This is a genomic window from Streptomyces sp. NPDC050674 (assembly GCF_040654575.1).
GTDB lineage: Bacteria > Actinomycetota > Actinomycetes > Streptomycetales > Streptomycetaceae > Streptomyces.
This window is the reverse complement of record NZ_JBFAIG010000006.1, coordinates 90,509-109,319: the sequence shown is the minus strand read 5'-3', so window position 1 is coordinate 109,319 and position 18,811 is coordinate 90,509. Positions and strand designations below refer to the sequence as shown.

The 18,811-nt window shown below is 71.7% G+C and carries 18 protein-coding genes; 11 read left to right on the top strand and 7 right to left on the bottom strand.

Annotation, left to right across the window (positions count from 1 at the left end; genetic code table 11):
• The first annotated feature begins 6 nt into the window (after positions 1 to 6).
• The 5 genes from AB0I06_RS12555 to AB0I06_RS12535 all read left to right on the top strand — a co-directional run bounded on the left by AB0I06_RS12555 (position 7) and on the right by AB0I06_RS12535 (position 4,521).
• Positions 7 to 1,140, top strand: a complete 1,134-nt coding sequence (locus AB0I06_RS12555) for a PfkB family carbohydrate kinase (protein ID WP_363118736.1) — start codon at positions 7 to 9, stop codon at positions 1,138 to 1,140.
• Positions 1,141 to 1,273: 133 nt separating this feature from the next.
• Complete coding sequence (locus AB0I06_RS12550; RefSeq protein WP_363118735.1) at positions 1,274 to 2,341, top strand: PhoH family protein; 1,068 nt, start codon at positions 1,274 to 1,276, stop codon at positions 2,339 to 2,341.
• Positions 2,342 to 2,355: 14 nt separating this feature from the next.
• A complete protein-coding gene (ybeY, locus tag AB0I06_RS12545) occupies positions 2,356 to 2,853 on the top strand; it encodes an rRNA maturation RNase YbeY (protein ID WP_030239729.1) in 498 nt (165 codons plus the stop codon).
• A gap of 7 nt (positions 2,854 to 2,860) precedes the next feature.
• Positions 2,861 to 4,165 (top strand): hemolysin family protein, encoded by a 1,305-nt coding sequence (locus tag AB0I06_RS12540; protein WP_363118734.1) that lies wholly within the window; start codon positions 2,861 to 2,863, stop codon positions 4,163 to 4,165.
• Positions 4,162 to 4,521, top strand: a complete 360-nt coding sequence (locus tag AB0I06_RS12535) for an MmcQ/YjbR family DNA-binding protein (protein WP_363118733.1) — start codon at positions 4,162 to 4,164, stop codon at positions 4,519 to 4,521. Before AB0I06_RS12540 ends, AB0I06_RS12535 begins: the two co-directional genes overlap by 4 nt.
• On the opposite strand, the gene AB0I06_RS12530 is transcribed toward AB0I06_RS12535, so the two are convergent.
• Positions 4,483 to 5,934 carry an MFS transporter gene (locus tag AB0I06_RS12530; protein WP_363118732.1) on the bottom strand — a complete coding sequence of 484 codons (1,452 nt, stop codon included), beginning with the start codon at positions 5,932 to 5,934 and terminating at the stop codon, positions 4,483 to 4,485. The genes AB0I06_RS12535 and AB0I06_RS12530 overlap by 39 nt on opposite strands.
• A 142-nt stretch (positions 5,935 to 6,076) precedes the next feature.
• Between AB0I06_RS12530 and AB0I06_RS12525 the strand changes: the two genes are divergently transcribed.
• Both AB0I06_RS12525 and AB0I06_RS12520 read left to right on the top strand, forming a co-directional pair.
• Entirely contained in the window at positions 6,077 to 6,901 is an 825-nt protein-coding gene (locus AB0I06_RS12525) for a helix-turn-helix transcriptional regulator (protein WP_363118915.1), read from the top strand.
• 28 nt (positions 6,902 to 6,929) lie between these two features.
• On the top strand, positions 6,930 to 7,283 hold the full coding sequence (locus tag AB0I06_RS12520) for a cytidine deaminase (protein ID WP_363118731.1): 354 nt from the start codon (positions 6,930 to 6,932) through the stop codon (positions 7,281 to 7,283).
• A 148-nt stretch (positions 7,284 to 7,431) separates the two neighbouring features.
• On the opposite strand, the gene AB0I06_RS12515 is transcribed toward AB0I06_RS12520, so the two are convergent.
• Both AB0I06_RS12515 and AB0I06_RS12510 read right to left on the bottom strand, forming a co-directional pair.
• Entirely contained in the window at positions 7,432 to 7,770 is a 339-nt protein-coding gene (locus tag AB0I06_RS12515) for a P-II family nitrogen regulator (RefSeq protein WP_362232660.1), read from the bottom strand.
• Positions 7,767 to 9,077, bottom strand: a complete 1,311-nt coding sequence (locus AB0I06_RS12510; RefSeq protein WP_363118730.1) for an ammonium transporter — start codon at positions 9,075 to 9,077, stop codon at positions 7,767 to 7,769. Before AB0I06_RS12510 ends, AB0I06_RS12515 begins: the two co-directional genes overlap by 4 nt.
• Before the next feature lie 160 nt (positions 9,078 to 9,237).
• Here AB0I06_RS12510 and era point away from each other — a divergent pair, with 160 nt between their 5' ends.
• Entirely contained in the window at positions 9,238 to 10,200 is a 963-nt protein-coding gene (gene era / locus AB0I06_RS12505) for a GTPase Era (protein WP_363118729.1), read from the top strand.
• A 12-nt stretch (positions 10,201 to 10,212) separates the two neighbouring features.
• Here era and AB0I06_RS12500 read toward each other — a convergent pair whose 3' ends face one another.
• The 4 genes from AB0I06_RS12500 to AB0I06_RS12485 all read right to left on the bottom strand — a co-directional run bounded on the left by AB0I06_RS12500 (position 10,213) and on the right by AB0I06_RS12485 (position 13,553).
• Positions 10,213 to 10,659: an ATP-binding protein gene (locus AB0I06_RS12500; RefSeq protein ID WP_363118727.1), complete on the bottom strand. Its 447-nt coding sequence runs from the start codon at positions 10,657 to 10,659 to the stop codon at positions 10,213 to 10,215.
• Between the two features lie 164 nt (positions 10,660 to 10,823).
• Positions 10,824 to 12,146, bottom strand: coding sequence for a GH1 family beta-glucosidase (locus AB0I06_RS12495; protein WP_363118726.1), 1,323 nt, complete (start codon positions 12,144 to 12,146; stop codon positions 10,824 to 10,826).
• 58 nt (positions 12,147 to 12,204) lie between these two features.
• On the bottom strand, positions 12,205 to 12,471 hold the full coding sequence (locus tag AB0I06_RS12490; RefSeq protein ID WP_363118725.1) for a protealysin inhibitor emfourin: 267 nt from the start codon (positions 12,469 to 12,471) through the stop codon (positions 12,205 to 12,207).
• 20 nt (positions 12,472 to 12,491) lie between these two features.
• Positions 12,492 to 13,553, bottom strand: coding sequence for a M4 family metallopeptidase (locus tag AB0I06_RS12485; protein ID WP_363118723.1), 1,062 nt, complete (start codon positions 13,551 to 13,553; stop codon positions 12,492 to 12,494).
• A 321-nt stretch (positions 13,554 to 13,874) separates the two neighbouring features.
• Between AB0I06_RS12485 and leuA the strand changes: the two genes are divergently transcribed.
• The 3 genes from leuA (at position 13,875) to AB0I06_RS12470 (ending at position 18,806) form a co-directional block, all read left to right on the top strand.
• Entirely contained in the window at positions 13,875 to 15,596 is a 1,722-nt protein-coding gene (leuA, locus tag AB0I06_RS12480) for a 2-isopropylmalate synthase (RefSeq protein ID WP_363118722.1), read from the top strand.
• Positions 15,597 to 15,807: 211 nt separating this feature from the next.
• Positions 15,808 to 16,503: a TerB family tellurite resistance protein gene (locus AB0I06_RS12475; protein ID WP_363118721.1), complete on the top strand. Its 696-nt coding sequence runs from the start codon at positions 15,808 to 15,810 to the stop codon at positions 16,501 to 16,503.
• A 158-nt stretch (positions 16,504 to 16,661) separates the two neighbouring features.
• A complete protein-coding gene (locus AB0I06_RS12470; RefSeq protein WP_363118720.1) occupies positions 16,662 to 18,806 on the top strand; it encodes an MMPL family transporter in 2,145 nt (714 codons plus the stop codon).
• Positions 18,807 to 18,811: the final 5 nt, after the last annotated feature.

Below are 18,811 nucleotides of genomic sequence, written 5' to 3'. Positions count from 1 at the left end.
CGCATCGTGATCGCGTCCGCCACCCCGGCCGGGAAGGGCCCGGGAAGGGGATCGCACCGCCAGAGCCAGGTCGATCCCCTCGCCCCGCTGCGCACACCGGACGACCCGCCCTGGGACGTCTACCTCACCGGCACCGTCTTCCTCGACATCATCTTCACCGGCCTCGACACCGCCCCGGTGCGCGGCACCGAGTCCTGGGCGCGCGGCATGGGGTCGAGCCCCGGCGGCGTCGCCAACATGGCGACCGCCCTGGCCCGCCTCGGCCTGCGCACGTCCCTCGCGGCGGCCTTCGGCGACGACCACTACGGCGACTACTGCTGGGACGCCCTGGAGCACGGCGAGGGCATCGACCTCTCCCCGTCGCGCACGGTGCCCGGCTGGCACTCCCCGGTGACCGTCTCCATGGCCTACGAGGGCGAGCGCACCATGGTCTCGCACGGCCACGAGCCGCCCCCCGAGGAGCCCGCGCCCGAGTGCCCTCCCCGCGCCCGCGCGGCCATCGCCTCCCTCGCCCCCGGCGTGAGCGCGCCCTGGATCGCCCAGGCCGCGAGCAACGGCACCCGGGTGTTCGGCGACGTCGGCTGGGACGACACCGGCGCCTGGGACCTGGCCGGTCTGCCCGACCTGCGGCACTGCGAGGCGTTCTTGCCCAACGCCGAGGAGGCCATGCGCTACACCGGCGCGGACTGCCCCCGGGCCGCCGCCCACGCCCTGACCGAGTACGTGCCGCTCGCCGTGGTCACCCTCGGCGCGGAGGGGGCGTACGCCGTGGACCGGCGCACGGGCGAGACGGCGGAGGTGCCGGCCATCGCCGTCGAGGCGCTCGACCCGACCGGCGCGGGCGACGTGTTCGTCGCCGGGTTCGTGACCGGGACCCTGGCGGACTGGCCGCTGGCCGACCGGCTGGCCTTCGCCGGGCTGACGGCGGCGCTGTCGGTGCAGGAGTTCGGAGGGTCGCTGTCGGCGCCGGGCTGGTCGGAGATCGCGGCGTGGTGGCGCGAGGTGCAGTCGGTCCAGGAGCAGTCGCCGCAGGCCCTGGAGAGGTACGGGTTCCTGGCGGGGCTCGTGTCGGAGGAGTTGGTGAGGCCCTGGCCGTTGCGCAGGGCCGTCCCCACGATCGGCTTCCGCCGCTCGGCGTGACGCCCCGGTGAAAAGCCCGCCCGGCAAAACCCCTACGGCGTTGTCACTCCCCCGTCGTACCCTGGGAGTCGCGAGGCCGCCCTCAGCTGCGCGGCCGTGACGAGGAGGAACCGCAGGCCTTCAGCGCCGGCCCATGACTCAGACACCCACAGCTCACACCCCCGCGCAGGAGCAGGCGAGAGCACAGCTCACCGTCCCCGCCCAGCACCCCATGGTGACCGTTCTGGGGTCCGGCGACTCCCTCCTGCGCGTGATCGAGAAGGCCTTCCCGGCGGCCGACATCCATGTCCGGGGCAACGAGATCAGCGCGGTGGGCGACCCCAAGGACGTCGCCCTCATTTCGCGCGTGTTCGACGAGATGATGCTGGTGCTCCGCACCGGGCAGCCGATGACGGAGGACGCAGTGGAACGCTCGATCGCCATGCTCAAGGCGAGCGACAACGGCGAGAGCGACGGCCAGGAGACGCCGGCCGAGGTGCTCACGCAGAACATCCTGTCCTCGCGCGGCCGCACGATCCGTCCCAAGACGCTCAACCAGAAGCGCTACGTCGACGCCATCGACAGGCACACCATCGTCTTCGGCATCGGCCCCGCCGGCACCGGCAAGACCTACCTGGCCATGGCCAAGGCCGTGCAGGCCCTGCAGTCCAAGCAGGTCAACCGCATCATCCTGACCCGCCCCGCCGTCGAGGCCGGAGAGCGGCTCGGCTTCCTCCCGGGCACGCTCTACGAGAAGATCGACCCCTACCTGCGCCCGCTCTACGACGCGCTGCACGACATGCTGGATCCGGACTCCATCCCGCGCCTGATGGCCGCGGGCACCATCGAGGTCGCGCCGCTGGCGTACATGCGCGGAAGAACCCTGAATGACGCCTTCATCATCCTGGACGAGGCCCAGAACACCAGCCCCGAGCAGATGAAGATGTTCCTCACCCGCCTCGGCTTCGACTCGAAGATCGTGATCACGGGTGACGTGACGCAGGTCGACCTCCCCGACGGGACGAAGAGCGGTCTGCGCCAGGTGCAGGACATCCTGGACGGCGTGGACGACGTCCACTTCTCCCGGCTGTCGTCCCAGGACGTCGTCCGGCACAAGCTGGTGGGCCGTATCGTCGACGCGTACGAGAAGTACGACACCACGCACGGCACCCAGAACGGCACGCACAAGAGCCGGGGCAAGTCCGGGCACAAGGGGAAGTAGACACACACAGCACCATGTCGATCGACGTCAACAACGAGTCCGGCACCGAGGTCGACGAGCAGGCGATCCTCGACATCGCCCGCTACGCGCTGGCGCGGATGCGCATCCACCCGCTCTCCGAGCTCTCGGTGATCGTCGTGGACGCCGACGCCATGGAGCAGCTCCACATCCAGTGGATGGACCTCCCGGGCCCCACGGATGTCATGTCCTTCCCGATGGACGAGCTGCGGCCGCCCTCCAAGGACGACGACGAGCCGCCGCAGGGCCTGCTCGGCGACATCGTGCTGTGCCCCGAGGTCGCCGAGAAGCAGGGCAAGGAAGCCGAGACGCAGCACTCCATGGACGAGGAGCTCCAGCTGCTCACCGTCCACGGCGTGCTGCACCTGCTGGGCTACGACCACGAGGAACCGGACGAGAAGGCCGAGATGTTCGGCCTCCAGGCGGCCATCGTGGACGGCTGGCGCGCGGAGCGGGGCCTGACCGGCCCCTCCCCGGCGCCGACGGTCTCCTGAGCCGCCGATGAGTCCTCAACTCGCTCTGGGCGCCATCGCCCTGGTCGTCGTGGCCTGGCTCGCCGCCTGCGCGGAGGCGGGCCTCGCCCGGGTCTCCAGCTTCCGGGCCGAGGAGGCGGTGCGCTCCGGCCGCCGCGGCAGCGCCAAGCTCTCCCAGGTCGCCGCCGACCCCACCCGCTACCTGAACGTGGCGCTGCTGGTCCGTGTCGCCTGCGAGATGGCCGCCGCCGCGCTGATCACCTACGGCTGCCTCAAGGCGTTCGACGGCACCACCGAGGCCCTCCTGGTCGCCATCGCGGTCATGGTCCTCGTCTCGTACGTCGCCGTCGGCGTCTCCCCGCGCACCATCGGCCGGCAGCACCCGCTGAACACCGCGACGGTCTCCGCGTACGTCCTGGTGCCGCTGGCCCGGATCATGGGCCCGATCCCGTCGCTGCTCATCCTCATCGGCAACGCGCTCACCCCCGGCAAGGGCTTCCGCCGCGGTCCGTTCGCCTCCGAGGCGGAGCTGCGCGCGCTGGTCGACCTCGCCGAGAAGGAGTCCCTGATCGAGGACGAGGAGCGCCGCATGGTGCACTCGGTCTTCGAGCTCGGCGACACCCTCGTGCGGGAGGTCATGGTCCCGCGCACGGACCTGGTGGTCATCGAGCGCTTCAAGACCATCCGCCAGGCCCTCACCCTCGCCCTGCGCTCCGGCTTCTCCCGCATCCCGGTGACCGGCGAGAGCGAGGACGACATCGTCGGGATCGTGTATCTGAAGGACCTGGTCCGCAAGACGCACATCAGCCGCGACGCCGAGTCCGAGCAGGTGTCCACGGCCATGCGCCCGGCGTTCTTCGTGCCCGACACCAAGAACGCCGGCGACCTGCTGCGCGAGATGCAGAAGGAACGCAACCACGTCGCCGTCGTCATCGACGAGTACGGCGGCACGGCCGGCATCGTCACCATCGAGGACATCCTGGAGGAGATCGTCGGCGAGATCACCGACGAGTACGACCGGGAACTGCCGCCGGTGGAGGATCTCGGCAAGGACCGCTTCCGGGTCACCGCCCGCCTCGACATCGGGGACCTGGGCGAGCTGTACGGCCTGGAGGCCTTCGACGACGAGGACGTCGAGACGGTCGGCGGTCTGCTGGCCAAGGCGCTGGGCCGGGTGCCGATCGCGGGCGCGTCGTCCGTCGTCGCGCTGCCCGACGGCCGGGAGCTGCGCCTGACCGCCGAGGCCGCGGCCGGCCGCCGGAACAAGATCGTGACGGTGCTGGCGGAGCCGGTGGAGCCGGCGGACCCGCCCAGGGAGGAGGAAACGGAATGACCCCGCAGGAGCTGCGCGCGTTCTGCCTGTCCTTCAACGCGGCCGTGGAGGACTTCCCGTTCAGCCCGGAGATCTCGGTCTTCAAGGTGCGGGGCAAGCTCTTCGCCCTGTCGTTCCTCGACGCGCGCCCCCTGAAGGCCAACCTCAAGTGCGACCCGGAGGAGGCGATCCGCCTGCGCCGCGAGCACGAGGGGCTGATCGTCCCGGGCTGGCACATGAACAAGCGCCACTGGAACACGGTCACGGTGGACGGCGGGCTCCCGGACCAGCTGGTCCGGGAGCTCATCGAGGACTCCTACGACCTGGTCGTGGCCGGCCTACCGCGCGTCGAGCGGCTGCGCCTCGACCGCTCCTGACACCGTCGCCGCGTCCGTCCCGCGGCCCCGCAGGCCGAGGCCGACCAGGAGGGCCACCGCCAGGACGATCGCCGTATCCACAGCCAGGACCGTGTGCAGGCCCGTCAGCAGGTCCGACGAGGTGGTGGCGAGGACGCCCAGCAGAGGGATGCCGATGGTGATGCCGACCTGCTGGGTGGAGGTGACCAGACCGGTCGCCAGGCCCTGCTCCGCGTCGGGGACACCGGACGTGACCGTCAAGCCGTAGGAGACGATCGCGCCGAGGTGGCACATGCTCGCCAGGGAGACGGCGGCCGTGGCGAGCCACACCGACCAGACGTGGGCGTCCAGACCCAGCAGCGCCCCGGTCAGCACCCCCTGTCCGGCGAGCGAGCCGACGAGCGTGCGGCGGGCGCCGAAGCGGCCGATGACCCTGGCGGCGACGGTCCCGGCGACCGCCGACAGCACGCCCTGCACGCCGAAGACCAGCCCGGTCTCGAAGGCGGACAGTCGCAGCGTCTCCTGGAGGTACAGGGTCAGCACGAACACCACCGTCGACATCATCGAGAAGGTGACCAGACCGCCCACGTTGCCCCACGCCACGGTGCGCCGGCGCAGCATCGGCAGGGAGACCAGCGGCGCCTCGGTGCGGGACTCGACGAGCGCGAAGCCGGTGAGCAGCGCCGATCCCGCCACCAGGGACACGATGACGTCGAGGTGGCCGAAACCGCGCTCCGCGGCGGTCGACAGGGCGTAGATCACCGACAGCAGACCGCCGGTGACGGTGACGGCGCCGGGCACGTCCAGGCGCGGGCGCTCAGGGGTGCGGGACTCCGGCAGCAGACCGGGGGCCAGGGGCAGCACGACCAGCGCGAAGAGGGCGAGCACGCCCATGGTGGAGCGCCAGCCCAGCACGTCGGTCAGGACACCGCCGGCCACCATGCCGACGGTGAAGCCGAGCGAGAGCAGCGTGCCCGAGATGCCGAGGGCGCGGTCGCGGGCCGGTCCCTCCGCGAACGTCGTGGTGAGCAGGGACATCCCGGTCGGCACGATGGCCGCCGCGCCGACCCCCTGTAGCGCCCGCCCGGTCAGGAACGACGCCGGGTCCCAGGCGAAGGTGGCCAGCAGCGAGGCCGCCCCGAAGAGGGCGAGTCCGGTCAGGAACAGCCGTCGGCGGCCGTACAGGTCGCCGACCCGGCCGAAGAGGAGCAGGAAGCCGCCGGACGGCAGCGCGAACGCGGTGACCGCCCACTGCAACGCCGACTGGCTCATGCCGAGATCGGCGCCGAGGACGGGCAGTGCCACGTTCAGCACGGAGAAATCGAGTGCCACCATGAACTGGGCGGCGCACAGGACCAGCAGGACGAGTCTGTCGCGCGTCGAGAGCCGCGGGATGCCGAGCGGTGTGGGTACGGGAGTGGTGTCGGTCGCCATGGGCAAGAGCCTGCGGCCGGCGGAATAGCCGTGGGGAGCGGCAGGTTGTCCTGGTGGTCACACCACCAGACACGAGGGGGATCGGTCCGTGCCCGTGGACGAGCTCAAGGCCCGGCGCCGAAGCGAACTGCGCGAGTTCCTGATGAGCCGCAGGGCCAGGGTCAGTCCGGCCGAAGCCGGACTTCCGGACGGTGGCGGCCGCCGCCGCACCCCGGGGCTGCGCCGCGAGGAGGTCGCCGTGCTGGCGGGTGTCGGCGCCTCCTGGTACCAGTGGCTGGAGCAGGGCCGGGACATCTCGGTCTCCCCCCAGGTTCTCGACTCCGTCGCCCGCGTCCTGCGGCTGAACAACGCCGAACGCCGCCACCTCTACGTCCTCGCCGGCATGAACCCGCCCGTGCCCCAGGTCGAGCCGGACAAGCAGCGGGACATGTGCCAGGGACTGCAGCGGCTGATCGACGCGTGGATGCCGTATCCGGCCCACATCATGGACACGTACTACAACTGCGTGCTGTACAACGACGCGGCCGCGATGGTCCTCGGGATGCGGCCCGGCATCACGCAGAACTGCATCGTCGACTTCTTCACCGACCCGATGTACCGCTCCCGGGCGCTCAGTTGGGAGCAGAACGCGCGCACGGTCGTCGCCCAGTTCCGGGCCGCCTGCCTGGCCAGCCCGGACGACGAGGGGTTCCAGGCGGTGGTGGCCGAACTGAAGGCGGCGAGCGCGGAGTTCACCGACCTGTGGGAGCGGCGGGACATCGAGGAGGCCGGGCAGATCCGCAAGGAGATGGACCACCCGCTGGTGGGGCTGCTGTGCTTCGAGTCCAGCGTGATGAAGCTGCCGGCGCGGCCGGACCTGGCGATCGTGCTGCACACACCCCTGGACGAGGCGGACACCGCGGCCAAGCTGGAGTGGCTGGCGTCGCCGGAGGGGCGGCGCGGGGCGATGTACCCCGTGGCGGGATAGCGGCGGTGCTTGTTCGTATGCTCAGGACATGACCGACAGCAGCGCGCTCGACCCCGAGGACCGCAAGATCGTCACCCTGGCCCGTACCGCGCGGGCCCGCAACGGTGTGCCCGAGGGCGCGGCCGTACGGGACGAGACCGGACGCACTTATGTCGCGGGCACCGTGGCCCTCGACTCCCTGAAGCTCAGTGCCCTGCGGACGGCGGTGGCGATGGCGGTCGCCTCGGGCGCGACGTCCCTGGAGGCGGCGGCGGTCGTGACGCAGGCGGAGACCGCCTCCGAGGAGGACCGGGCGGCCGTGCGCGACCTCGGTGGCGCGGAGACGCCCGTGCTGGTGGCGGGATTCGACGGGGTCGTCCGGCTGACGGTCTCGGCGGGCTGAGGCCCGAGGGGGCCGCGCCTGCGGCCCCCTCGGCGCGAAAAGCCCGTCCGCACGCTCCGGACGAGCCGGTGGCCGTCGGCCGACGCGTCCGGCGGCCCGCCCGGTGGAACTCCGGTGTGACCGCCGGCGAGCGGCGCGGCCTCCGCTGTCAGAGCGCGTCGGGGCCGCGTTCGCCCGTCCGCACCCGCACGACCGTGTCGACGGGCAGCGCCCACACCTTGCCGTCGCCGATCTTCCCGGTGTGCGCGGCCTTCACGACCGCGTCGATGACGGCCTCGGCGTCGGCGTCCTCGACGACGACCTCGATCCGGACCTTGGGCACCAGGTCCACCCGGTACTCGGCGCCGCGGTACACCTCGGTGTGGCCGCGCTGACGGCCGTAGCCGCTGGCCTCGCTCACGGTCAGGCCGTGCACGCCGAGTTCCTGGAGGGCGTTCTTGACCTCGTCGAGGCGGTACGGCTTGACGATCGCGGTGATGAGCTTCATGCCTGGGGGGTGACCTTCTGGGCGGGGGAGACGACGGAGGAGGAGACCGGGGCGCCGTGGCCCAGGACCCCGTGATCGTAGGCCGTCTCGGCGTGCACCGTAAGGTCCAGGCCGGTCTGCTCCTGCTCCTCGCTCGCCCGGAAGCCCATGACGGTGTCGATCAGGCGCCCGATCCCGTACGTCACGCCGAACGCGTACCCCGCCACCACGACCACGGCCAGGAGCTGCCTGCCGAGCTGGGCGAGGCCGCCGCCGTACAGGAGGCCCTCGGCGCCGCCCGTCATCGACTCGACGGCGAAGACGCCGATGAGGAGGGTGCCGATGATCCCGCCGACCAGGTGGACGCCGACGACGTCCAGGGAGTCGTCGTAGTTCAGCTTGAACTTCCAGCTCACGGCGTACGAGCAGACGGCACCGGCGGCCAGCCCCACCACCAGCGCGCCGAGCAGGGAGACGGACCCGCAGGACGGGGTGATGGCGACCAGGCCCGCGACCGCGCCGGACGCGGCGCCCAGGGTCGTGGGATGGCCGTCGCGCTTCTGCTCCACGAAGAGCCAGCCCAGCAGGCCGGTGCAGCCCGCGGCCAGGGTGTTGAGGAACGCGGCGGCCGCGAGGCCGTTGGCGCCGAGCGCGGAACCGGCGTTGAAGCCGAACCAGCCGAACCAGAGCAGACCGGCGCCCAGCATCACCATGGGCAGGTTGTGCGGGCGCATGGCGTCCTTCTTGAAGCCCAGGCGCGGGCCCAGGACCAGGCACAACGCCAGCCCCGAGGCACCGGAGACGATCTCCACGGGCAGCCCGCCCGCGAAGTCCAGGGCACCCAGCCTCTCCAGGATCCACCCACCCGGGCCCCACACCCAGTGCGCGACCGGAACGTATACGAGCAGCGCCCACACCGGCACGAAGACCAGCCACGCGCCGAACTTGGCCCGGTCGGCGACCGCGCCGCTGACCAGGGCGGCCGTGACGATCGCGAAGGTGAGCTGGAAGGTGGCGAACAGGACCGTCGGGACCGTGCCCTGGACGCTGTCCGGGCCGAGGCCGCTCATCCCGGCGTGCTCCAGGCCGCCGATGAGGCCCCCCGCGGTGTCCTCGCCGAAGGCCAGGGAGTAACCGGCCGCCAGCCACACCACCGTCACCAGGGCGATGGACACGAAGCTCATCATCAGCATGTTGAGCACGCTCTTCGTACGGACCATGCCGCCGTAGAAGAGGGCCAGGCCCGGGGTCATGAGCAGGACGAGGGCGGTGGCGGCGAGCAGCCAGGCGGTGTCGCCGGTGTCGGCGGTTGCGGCGGCCAGAGGCACGGTGTCTCCAACGGGTGGGGGCTCCGGGGGCTCGTCGAAGGTTCACCGTCCCGCGTTTCCGGTTGCGTACGGGTGTGTTTCCGTGACGTTTCGTTGCGTAAGGGTTTCGAGGAGCTCACGAGAGGCGTCCGGTGCCAGGCGGCTTCGTGGATCAGGGACAATGGGCGCCATGAGCGTTCGTACCCAGTCATCCGAAGAGCCGGCCGGAGCTGTGCACAGGGCCGGCTTCGCCTGCTTCGTGGGCCGCCCCAACGCGGGCAAGTCCACCCTCACGAATGCTCTGGTCGGCCAGAAGGTGGCGATCACGGCGAACCAGCCGCAGACCACGCGGCACACCGTGCGGGGCATCGTGCACCGCCCGGACGCCCAGCTGATCCTGGTCGACACCCCGGGGCTGCACAAGCCGCGCACCCTGCTCGGCGAGCGGCTCAACGACGTCGTGCGCACGACGTGGGCCGAGGTCGACGTGATCGGTTTCTGCCTCCCGGCGAACGAGAAGCTCGGTCCCGGCGACCGCTTCATCGCGAAGGAACTGGCGTCCATCAAGAAGACGCCGAAGATCGCCATCGTCACCAAGACCGACCTGGTGGACAGCAAGACGCTCGCCGAGCAGCTGATCGCCATCGACCAGCTCGGCAAGGAGCTGGGCTTCGAGTGGGCCGAGATCGTGCCGGTCTCGGCCGTCGCCGACCAGCAGGTGGATCTGCTGGCCGACCTGCTCGTCCCGCTGCTGCCCGAGGGCCCCGCGCTCTACCCCGAGGGCGACCTGACCGACGAACCCGAGCAGGTCATGATCGCGGAGCTGATCCGCGAGGCCGCGCTGGAGGGCGTCCGTGACGAACTGCCGCACTCCATCGCGGTCGTCGTCGAGGAGATGCTCCCGCGTGAGGACCGCCCCGCCGACAAGCCCCTGCTCGACATCCACGCCTTCGTCTACATCGAGCGCCCCAGCCAGAAGGGCATCATCATCGGCCCCAAGGGCAAGCGCCTGAAGGAGGTCGGCATCAAGTCCCGCAAGCAGATCGAGGCGCTGCTGGGCACGCCGGTCTTCCTGGACCTGCACGTGAAGGTCGCCAAGGACTGGCAGCGCGATCCCCGGCAGCTGCGCAAGCTCGGTTTCTGACCCCGCGGAGCGCTACAGGGCCGTCCGCAGGCTCGCCCACACAGCGTTGCCACCCGTCAGGGCCGAGCGGGTGATGCCCCAGCTGTCGGCCATCTCCCGCACGAGCAGCAGGCCCCGGCCGCCCTCGTCGTCGAGGCCGGGGCGGCAGTCCGGGATGCCGTGGCCGGTGCGGTCGCCGTCGTGCACCTCCAGCCGGAAGCGCGCGTCCGCCATCAGCTGGACGCCGCACAGGATCCGCTCGCTGAGCGTGTGCAGCACGGCGTTGGTGACCAGCTCGGACACGAGCAGCACGGCGTTCGCGCACACCTCGTCGGGCACCTGCCACGACACCAGCCGGGCGCGCAGCGCCTGACGGGCGGCTCTGGCGCTGGTGCGCTGCGGCGGCAGCTCCAGCCAGTCGGTGCGGCCCGGGCGCACCGCGTCCAGGAACCGGGGAGTGGATGTCGTGTGGGGGGACACGGCGATCGCCTTCCGTGGGGGGTGGGCGAAGTCATGGAAGGGCCGAGCGGGCAACGGACCGGACGGGAGGAGGAGTTGACTCGTTGGCAACCCTGGCCGCACAAGCAACTATGCTGGCAAGGCAGTTCACGCTGCAACCATCTCCCTGATCGGTTTCGCCCGGATCAAGCGGTGGGCGCCTGCGCCCGCAGCAGCTCCCGGTACCAGTGGTAGGACGCCTTCGGGGTCCGCTCCAGGGTGTCGAAGTCGACGTGGACCAGGCCGAAACGGCGCGCGTAGCCCTCCGCCCACTCGAAGTTGTCGAGCAGGGACCACACGAAGTAGCCGCGCACGTCGACACCGGCCTCCACCGCCCGGTGCAGGGCCCGGACGTGGCCGTCCAGGTAGGCGACGCGGTCCTGGTCGTCGACGCCCGGGTAGGAGCAGCCGTTCTCGGTGATGACGACGGGCGGGAGCCGGTCGCCGTAGCGGTCGCGGAAGGTCGTGAGGAGCTCGGTGAGGCCCTCCGGGACGACCGGCCAGCCGAAGTCCGTCACCGGGCGTCCCTCGATCTCGCGGACGGAGAAGGGCAGTTCGGCGGGCATGGTGATCCCGCCGAACTCGATCTCCGCGCCCTGCGGGGCACCCACCCGGGTCGGCGCGTAGTAGTTGATCCCGTACCAGTCGAGCGGCTCGGCGATCACCGACAGGTCGGCCTCGACGTCCCCCGGCATCAGCTCGCCGATGCCGTCCGGGTACCGGCCCAGCAGCAGCGGGTCCGCGAACAGGCGGTTCAGCAGCAGGTCGTAGAACTCCGCCGCCTCCAGGTCCGCGGCCTCGGTGGACGCGGCCCAGGTCGGGCCGTGCGAGTTGGCGATGCCGATGTCGCCGGCACCCGAGGCGCGCAGGGCCCGGACGGCCAGGCCGTGCGCGAGCAGCTGGTGGTGGGCGGCCGGCAGCGCGTCGAACATCAGCCGCTTCCCCGGCGCGTGCGTGCCCAGGGCGTGGCCCAGCAGGGTGTGCTCGGCGGGCTCGTTGAGGGTGATCCACTTCGTCACGCGGTCGCCCAGCCGCCCCGCGACCCGCGACACGTGCTCGGCGAAGCGCTCGGCGGTGTCCCGCTCCAGCCAGTCCAGGTCCGCCGGCAGGTCCCAGTGGAACAGCGTCGGCACCGGGCGCACGCCGGCCGCGCACAGGTCGTCGACCAGCCGGTCGTAGAAGTCCAGGCCCTTCTCCGAGCGCGCTCGGGGCCAGGAGACCGAGAAGCGGTAGGCGTTCACGCCGAGGCCGGCCAGGAGTGCCACGTCCTCGCGGTGGCGGTGGACGTGGTCGCAGGCCACCGCCGCCGTCGAGCCGTCCTTCACCCGTCCCGGCACGCCCGTGAACGCGTCCCACACGGACGGCTCGCGTTCGTCCGCGGCGCCCTCGATCTGGTGCGCCGAGGTGGACACGCCCCAGAGGAAGCCGTCGGGGAAACGGGGGATCGGGTTGCCTGCGTCAGTCGCCATGCGCTGGATCATCCGTACCCTCGGTAACGGAAGTCAACGCCCGGGCGGGAAGCAGCCGTTACGCCCCTTCCTTCAGCACCCGCGAGATCAGCTCGCGCTGCTCCCGCGTCAGCCGGGGGTCCGCGCAGTACACGGTCCTGCCGTCCACCGTGAGCTGGTAGGCGAACCCGTCCGGGACCCCGACGGGGGGCGTGCTCCGGGCGTCGGCGACCGCCCGCTCGGTCAGGGCGTGCCACTCGGAGGCATCGGCCCGGCCCGAGGTGTCCACCTCGGCGTGCCGCTCGATGCCCGCGAACCCGCCCGTGCGCCTCACCTGAATCCGCATGCCCCCTGTCTAGTACGGAACTACGGGGTCCGCACCCCGACCTGCTCCCAGGCCTTCGCCACGGCGTCCAGTTCCTCTCCGTCGCCGAACCGCTCCCGGGCCGTCTTCACGGTGAGGCCCGCGAAGTCGGCGAACAGAGCCTGCTGCGTGAGCTCGCCGCCGGTCAGCACGTCGTACCAGACCTGTCCCGCGCGCTCCCAGGCGTGGCCGCCGAGGGCCGTGGCCGCGAGGTGGAAGGCGTGGTTCGGGATGCCCGAGTTGATGTGGACGCCGCCGTTGTCCCGCCCGGTGCGCACGAAGTCGTCCATCGTGGCGGGCTGCGGGTCCTTGCCCAGGACGTCGTCGTCGTAGGCCGTGCCCGGTGCCTTCATGGAGCGCAGGGCCGTGCCCGACACCCGTGGGGCGAGCAGGCCCGCGCCGATCAGCCAGTCGGCCTCGGCGGCGGTCTGGCCGAGCGTGTACTGCTTGATCAGGGCGCCGAAGACGTCGGACAGGGACTCGTTGAGCGCGCCGGGCTGGCCGAAGTAGGTGAGGTTGGCGGTGTACTGCGTGACGCCGTGGGCGAGTTCGTGGCCGATGACGTCGATCGGGATCGTGAAGTCGAGGAAGATCTCCCCGTCCCCGTCCCCGAAGACCATCTGCTCGCCGTTCCAGAACGCGTTGTTGTAGTCGCGGTCGTAGTGCACCGTCGCGTTCAGCGGCAGGCCGTTGCCGTCGATGGAGTCGCGCCGGTAGGCCTGGAGGAACAGCTCGAAGGTGGCGCCGAGCCCTGCGTAGGCGCGGTTGACGGTGGCGTCCTTGCCGGGCTTGTCGCCCTCGCCGCGGACCTTGTGGCCGGGCAGGTCGGTGCCGTGCCGGGCGTCGTGGACGGTGCGCTGGGGCCTGCCGTCGGCGAGCGCGGCGACGGCCCGCGCGCCGATGACGGTGGTGAGGCGGCGCTGGGTGCGCTCGTAGGCGTCGCGCTGGAGGGTGCGGCGGGCCGGACCGGCGAGCGCGGGGTCCTCGGCCTGGGCGAGCCGGTCGAGGACATGAGGCGGAACGATGGTGCAGAAGACGGGCTCGAAGCCCCCGTGGGTCGTCATGCCCGGCACCCTTGCACTGCGTGACGAAACTGTCACTAGTCGCCACCATGATTGCTGAAATACCGGGACAACGGTGCTCACTCTCCGTGGCGGAGTGGTATAGCGCACTTTTTGTCCCGTTTGCGTGCCGGGTCCCGCATACTGATACGACCCCACGCGCCGGGAGAGGCTCGGCTAGCATGCTGCGCATCATGCGTTTCGGGCTGCTTCTCCTTAGCTGCCGCGGCGAGGGCCTGTAGTCGAGGCCGACTCCCTCCCCGCGGAGCTTGGTGCTGCGTCGTCGGCCGTCCTTCCGGACACCCCTTGAGGAGCCCCCGCATCATGGCGAACCGCCAGCAGCCCAGTTCCATGCCGATCCACAAGTACGGCCGCTACGAGCAGGTCGACATCCCGGACCGCACCTGGCCGGACAACCGCGTCACCACCGCCCCCCGCTGGCTCTCCACCGACCTGCGCGACGGCAACCAGGCCCTGATCGACCCCATGTCGCCGGCCCGCAAGCGCGCCATGTTCGACCTGCTGGTGAAGATGGGCTACAAGGAGATCGAGGTCGGCTTCCCCGCCTCCGGCCAGACCGACTTCGACTTCGTGCGCTCCATCGTCGAAGAGCCCGGGGCCATCCCCGACGACGTCACCATCTCCGTACTGACCCAGGCCCGCGAGGACCTGATCGAGCGCACGGTGGAGTCCCTGAAGGGCGCCAAGCGCGCCACCGTCCACCTGTACAACGCCACCGCCCCGGTCTTCCGCCGCGTGGTCTTCCGCGGCTCCAAGGACGACATCAAGCAGATCGCCGTCGACGGCACCCGCCTGGTCATGGAGTACGCCGAGAAGCTGCTGGGCCCCGAGACCGAGTTCGGCTACCAGTACAGCCCCGAGATCTTCACCGACACCGAGCTGGACTTCGCGCTGGAGGTCTGCGAGGCGGTCATGGACGTCTGGCAGCCCGGCCCGGGCCGCGAGATCATCCTGAACCTGCCCGCCACCGTGGAGCGCTCCACCCCCTCCACGCACGCGGACCGCTTCGAGTGGATGGGCCGCAACCTCTCCCGCCGCGAGTACGTCTGCCTGTCGGTCCACCCCCACAACGACCGCGGCACCGCCGTCGCCGCCGCCGAGCTGGCCCTGATGGCCGGCGCCGACCGCGTCGAGGGCTGCCTGTTCGGCCAGGGCGAGCGCACCGGCAACGTCGACCTGGTCACCCTGGGCATGAACCTCTTCTCCCAGGGCGTCGACCCGCAGATCGACTTCTCCGACATCGACGAGATCCGTCGCACGTGGGAGTACTGCAACCAGATGGAGGTCCACCCGCGCCACCCGTACGTGGGCGACCTGGTCTACACGTCCTTCTCCGGCTCCCACCAGGACGCCATCAAGAAGGGCTTCGACGCCATGGAGGCCGACGCGGCCGCCAAGGGCGTCACCGTCGACGACATCGAGTGGGCCGTGCCGTACCTGCCGATCGACCCCAAGGACGTCGGCCGTTCCTACGAGGCGGTCATCCGGGTCAACTCGCAGTCCGGCAAGGGCGGTATCGCCTACGTCCTGAAGAACGACCACAAGCTGGACCTGCCGCGCCGGATGCAGATCGAGTTCTCCAAGCTCATCCAGGCCAAGACGGACGCCGAGGGCGGCGAGGTCACGCCGAAGGACATCTGGTCGGTCTTCCAGGACGAGTACCTGCCCAACCCCGAGAACCCCTGGGGCCGGATCCAGGTCAAGAACAATCAGTCGACGACCGACACCGACGGCGTGGACACGCTGAAGGTGGAGGCCACGGTCGACGGCCAGGACACCGTGCTGACCGGTTCCGGCAACGGTCCGATCTCGGCCTTCTTCGACGCCCTCCAGTCCGTCGGCATCGACGTACGCCTGCTGGACTACCAGGAGCACACGATGAGCGAGGGAGCCTCCGCGCAGGCCGCCTCCTACATCGAATGCGCGATCGACGACAAGGTCCTGTGGGGCATCGGCATCGACGCCAACACCACGCGGGCCTCGCTGAAGGCGGTCGTCTCGGCCGTCAACCGCGCGGCTCGCTGATCAGCCGTACGGGTCCGCGGCCGGAGGCCGCAGCCACACGCCACAGGGGCTCCGTCCGCCGATGTACGGCGGGTGGAGCCCCGTCGTATACCGGCCATTCCGTGTGGAGGTCACGGAAAGGTCTCCTCCGGGGTGCTGACTCCTCGTCGCCGATGTGGCTAACATCACGCAAGCGCGGCGACGTTGCCGTGCGGCGTGACGGAGGTGCGACGTGCTGCCAGGACGGGGACGAAACGGCCATGCCGCCAGGCTTTCGCGCATCCTGGGCACCCGCACCGCGTGGACGGCCGCCGGTGACGGGGAGTTCTTCTGCCCCGGCTGCGGCGGCGACCGCAACTACCAGCGGCTGACCGGACAGCGCCGCTTCACCCTGCTCGGCCTGCCCATGCTGCCGCGCGGCGAGACCGGCCCGGTCGTCGAGTGCGCCGCCTGCCGCCGCCACTTCGGCACGGACGTCCTCGACCACCCGACCACGACCCGCTTCTCGGCGATGCTCCGCGACGCCGTGCACACCGTCGCCCTCGCGGTGCTCGCCGCGGGCGGCGCCGGGTCCCGTACGGCACTGGAGGCGGCCGTGCTCGCCGTGCGCGCGGCCGGCTTCGAGGACTGCACCGAGGAGCAGCTGGCCGCCCTCGTCGAGGCGCTGGAGGCCGACACCGGGCGGATCACCGGCGAACCCTGCGGCGCGGGGCTGGCCATAGAGCTGCACGAGGCGCTGGACCCGCTCGCCCCGCACCTCGCCGGCGTCGGCCGCGAATCGATCCTGCTCCAGGGCGCCCGCATCGCCCTGGCCGACGGGCCGTACACCCCGGCCGAGCGCGATGTGCTGGCGACGGTCGGGGCGGCGCTCACCATCTGCTCCGACGACGTGACCCGGCTGCTGGCGGCGGCACGCACGCCGTCGTAGAGCAGCCCCGGAGCAGCCCCCACTACTCCCCGGGGAGTAACGCCCGGCCGGGCCCGCCCCCGGCAGTAGCCCCCGGCTCGCCCTCAGGCCCGACGAAACGGCCCCCGCCCGACGGGAGTCTGGAGACCGATCCAGACACCGACCGGAGGGAGCCGGACATGGGGGCCGTAAGGACGCGTACCGGGCGGAAGCGGGCCGTGCCCTGGGTGGTGGTCGGGCTGTGGCTCGCCGCGCTCGTGCTGCTCGGGCCGCTCGCGGGCACGTTCTCCGACGTCCAGCAGAACCGCGCGGTCGACTACCTGCCCGACGGCGCCGACTCCACCCAGGTGGCGCGGATCCAGGACGAGTTGCCCGGCGGCGAGGCGACCGACCTGGTGCTCGTCTACCACCGGGACGGCGGCCTCACCGCCGCCGACCGGCACACCGCCGGCGAGCAGCTCGCCGAGGTGAGCGGCGCCTACGACCTGGCCGCCGAGCCGCGGGGCGTCCCGTCGAAGGACGGCTCCACCCTGATGTACCCCGTCTCCAGCACCCAGCCGGGCCAGGACGAGGAGGCCCGGGACGCCTTCGTCGACGGGGTGCGCGAGATCGTCGAGGGCGACGGCGGGCTGAGCGCCGAGGTCGGCGGGCCCGGCGCGCTCAACACCGACATGAACGAGGTGTTCGGGACGCTCGACGCCACCCTGCTGCTCGCCACGCTCGGCGTCGTCACCGTGCTGCTCGTCCTCATCTACCGCAGCCCCTTCCTGTGGCTGGTGCCGCTCGCCGTGGCGGGGGCCGCCGCCGTCACGGCGATGGCCGCCGGGTACGGGCTGCACCGACTGCTCGACGTCACCGTCACCGGACAAAGCGGCGGTGTGATGACCGTGCTGGTCCTCGGTGCCGGCACCGACTACGCGCTGCTCGTCGTCTCCCGCTACCGCGAGGAACTGCGGCGCCACGAACAGCCCTACGACGCCATGCGCGCCGCGCTGCGCGGCTGCGGACCGGCCGTCCTGGCCTCCTCCGGGACCGTCGCCGCCGCACTGCTGTGCCTGCTCGCCGCGGACCTCAACAGCAGCAGCGGCATGGGGCCGGTCGGCATGGCCGGGGTGCTCGCCGCACTGGCCGCCATGACGACCCTGCTGCCGGCCGTCCTGGTGCTGCTGGGACGGCGGGTCTTCTGGCCGCTCGTCCCCGCCTTCGGCAGTGAGCCGAAGGCCCGGCGCTCGCTGTTCGCCGCCATGGGCACCTCGGCGACCCGGCGGCCCGCCACCGTGCTGGCCGCGGGCGGCGTGCTGCTCGGCGCCCTCGCGCTCGGCACCCTCAACCTGTCCGGGGGCCTCAGGCAGGAGGACTCCTTCACCGAACGGCCCGAGTCCATCACGGCGATGCGGACGCTCGCCCGGGAGTACCCCGAGCGCAGCAGCCGGCCCGTGACGGTCATCGCGCCCGAGCAGCGGGCCAGGGCGGTGCTGGAGCGGGCCCGCGCGACCGACGGCGTCGCCGAGGCGGTGCCCGGGCGCGGCGGCTCGGGCTGGACCGAGATCGCCGTCTTCACCACCGCGGCCCCCGAGACCGCGGCCGAGACCCGCACCATCGAGGCGCTGCGGGACGGGCTCGACCCGCAGGGCGCGTACGTCGGCGGGCCCAGCGCCCAGCAGATCGACCTGGCCGCCGGCGAGGCGCGGGACCGGAAGGTGATCGTGCCGCTGGTGCTGGCCGCGGTGTTCGTCATCCTGGTCGGGCTGCTGCGCAGTCTCGTCGCGCCGCTGCTGTTGCTGGCGGCGGTGGTGGCGGTCTGGGGCGCCGCGCTGGGCATCGGAGGCCTGGTCTTCGAGCCGGTTCTCGGATTCGCCGGGAACGATCCGGGGCTCGGGCTGCTGTCCTTCGTGTTCCTGGTCGCCCTCGGGGTCGACTACGGCATCTTCCTGATGCACCGGATGCGGGAGGAGTCCGTGCGCGGGGCCGAGCCGGAGGAGGCGGCGCTCACCGCGCTGCGGACGACCGGCGGGGTCATCGCGTCGGCGGGGGTGGTGCTGGCGGCGACCTTCGCGGTGCTGACCACGCTGCCGATGGTCGGGCTGGTGGAACTCGGGTTCGTCATCGCCGTGGGGGTGTTGCTGGATACGTTCCTGGTGCGTACGTACCTGGTGACCACGGCGAGTGTGCTGCTGAAGCGGCGGGTGTGGTGGCCGGGGAAGCTCTCGAGTGTGCCGGAGCCCGGCGCCGGTGCCGGGGCCGGGGTGATCCGCGACCCGGCGGAGCGGGGTGCCGCCGCGCCCGCGGGGGCCGCCCCGGGCGGCACGCGTGCCCGCGGCTGAGCGGG

Excerpts from the sequence above, each read along its gene's own strand:
- AB0I06_RS12485 (WP_363118723.1), bottom strand. The coding sequence starts at position 13,553 with ATGACGACCCACGGGGGCTTCGAGCCCGTCTTCTGCACCATCGTTCCG.
- ybeY (WP_030239729.1), top strand. The coding sequence starts at position 2,356 with ATGTCGATCGACGTCAACAACGAGTCCGGCACCGAGGTCGACGAGCAG.
- AB0I06_RS12530 (WP_363118732.1), bottom strand. The coding sequence starts at position 5,934 with ATGGCGACCGACACCACTCCCGTACCCACACCGCTCGGCATCCCGCGG.
- AB0I06_RS12495 (WP_363118726.1), bottom strand. The coding sequence starts at position 12,146 with ATGGCGACTGACGCAGGCAACCCGATCCCCCGTTTCCCCGACGGCTTC.
- AB0I06_RS12525 (WP_363118915.1), top strand. The coding sequence starts at position 6,077 with ATGAGCCGCAGGGCCAGGGTCAGTCCGGCCGAAGCCGGACTTCCGGAC.
- AB0I06_RS12470 (WP_363118720.1), top strand. The coding sequence starts at position 16,662 with ATGGGGGCCGTAAGGACGCGTACCGGGCGGAAGCGGGCCGTGCCCTGG.
- AB0I06_RS12515 (WP_362232660.1), bottom strand. The coding sequence starts at position 7,770 with ATGAAGCTCATCACCGCGATCGTCAAGCCGTACCGCCTCGACGAGGTC.
- era (WP_363118729.1), top strand. The coding sequence starts at position 9,238 with ATGGGCGCCATGAGCGTTCGTACCCAGTCATCCGAAGAGCCGGCCGGA.
- AB0I06_RS12540 (WP_363118734.1), top strand. The coding sequence starts at position 2,861 with ATGAGTCCTCAACTCGCTCTGGGCGCCATCGCCCTGGTCGTCGTGGCC.
- AB0I06_RS12550 (WP_363118735.1), top strand. The coding sequence starts at position 1,274 with ATGACTCAGACACCCACAGCTCACACCCCCGCGCAGGAGCAGGCGAGA.
- AB0I06_RS12520 (WP_363118731.1), top strand. The coding sequence starts at position 6,930 with ATGACCGACAGCAGCGCGCTCGACCCCGAGGACCGCAAGATCGTCACC.
- leuA (WP_363118722.1), top strand. The coding sequence starts at position 13,875 with ATGGCGAACCGCCAGCAGCCCAGTTCCATGCCGATCCACAAGTACGGC.
- AB0I06_RS12490 (WP_363118725.1), bottom strand. The coding sequence starts at position 12,471 with ATGCGGATTCAGGTGAGGCGCACGGGCGGGTTCGCGGGCATCGAGCGG.
- AB0I06_RS12535 (WP_363118733.1), top strand. The coding sequence starts at position 4,162 with ATGACCCCGCAGGAGCTGCGCGCGTTCTGCCTGTCCTTCAACGCGGCC.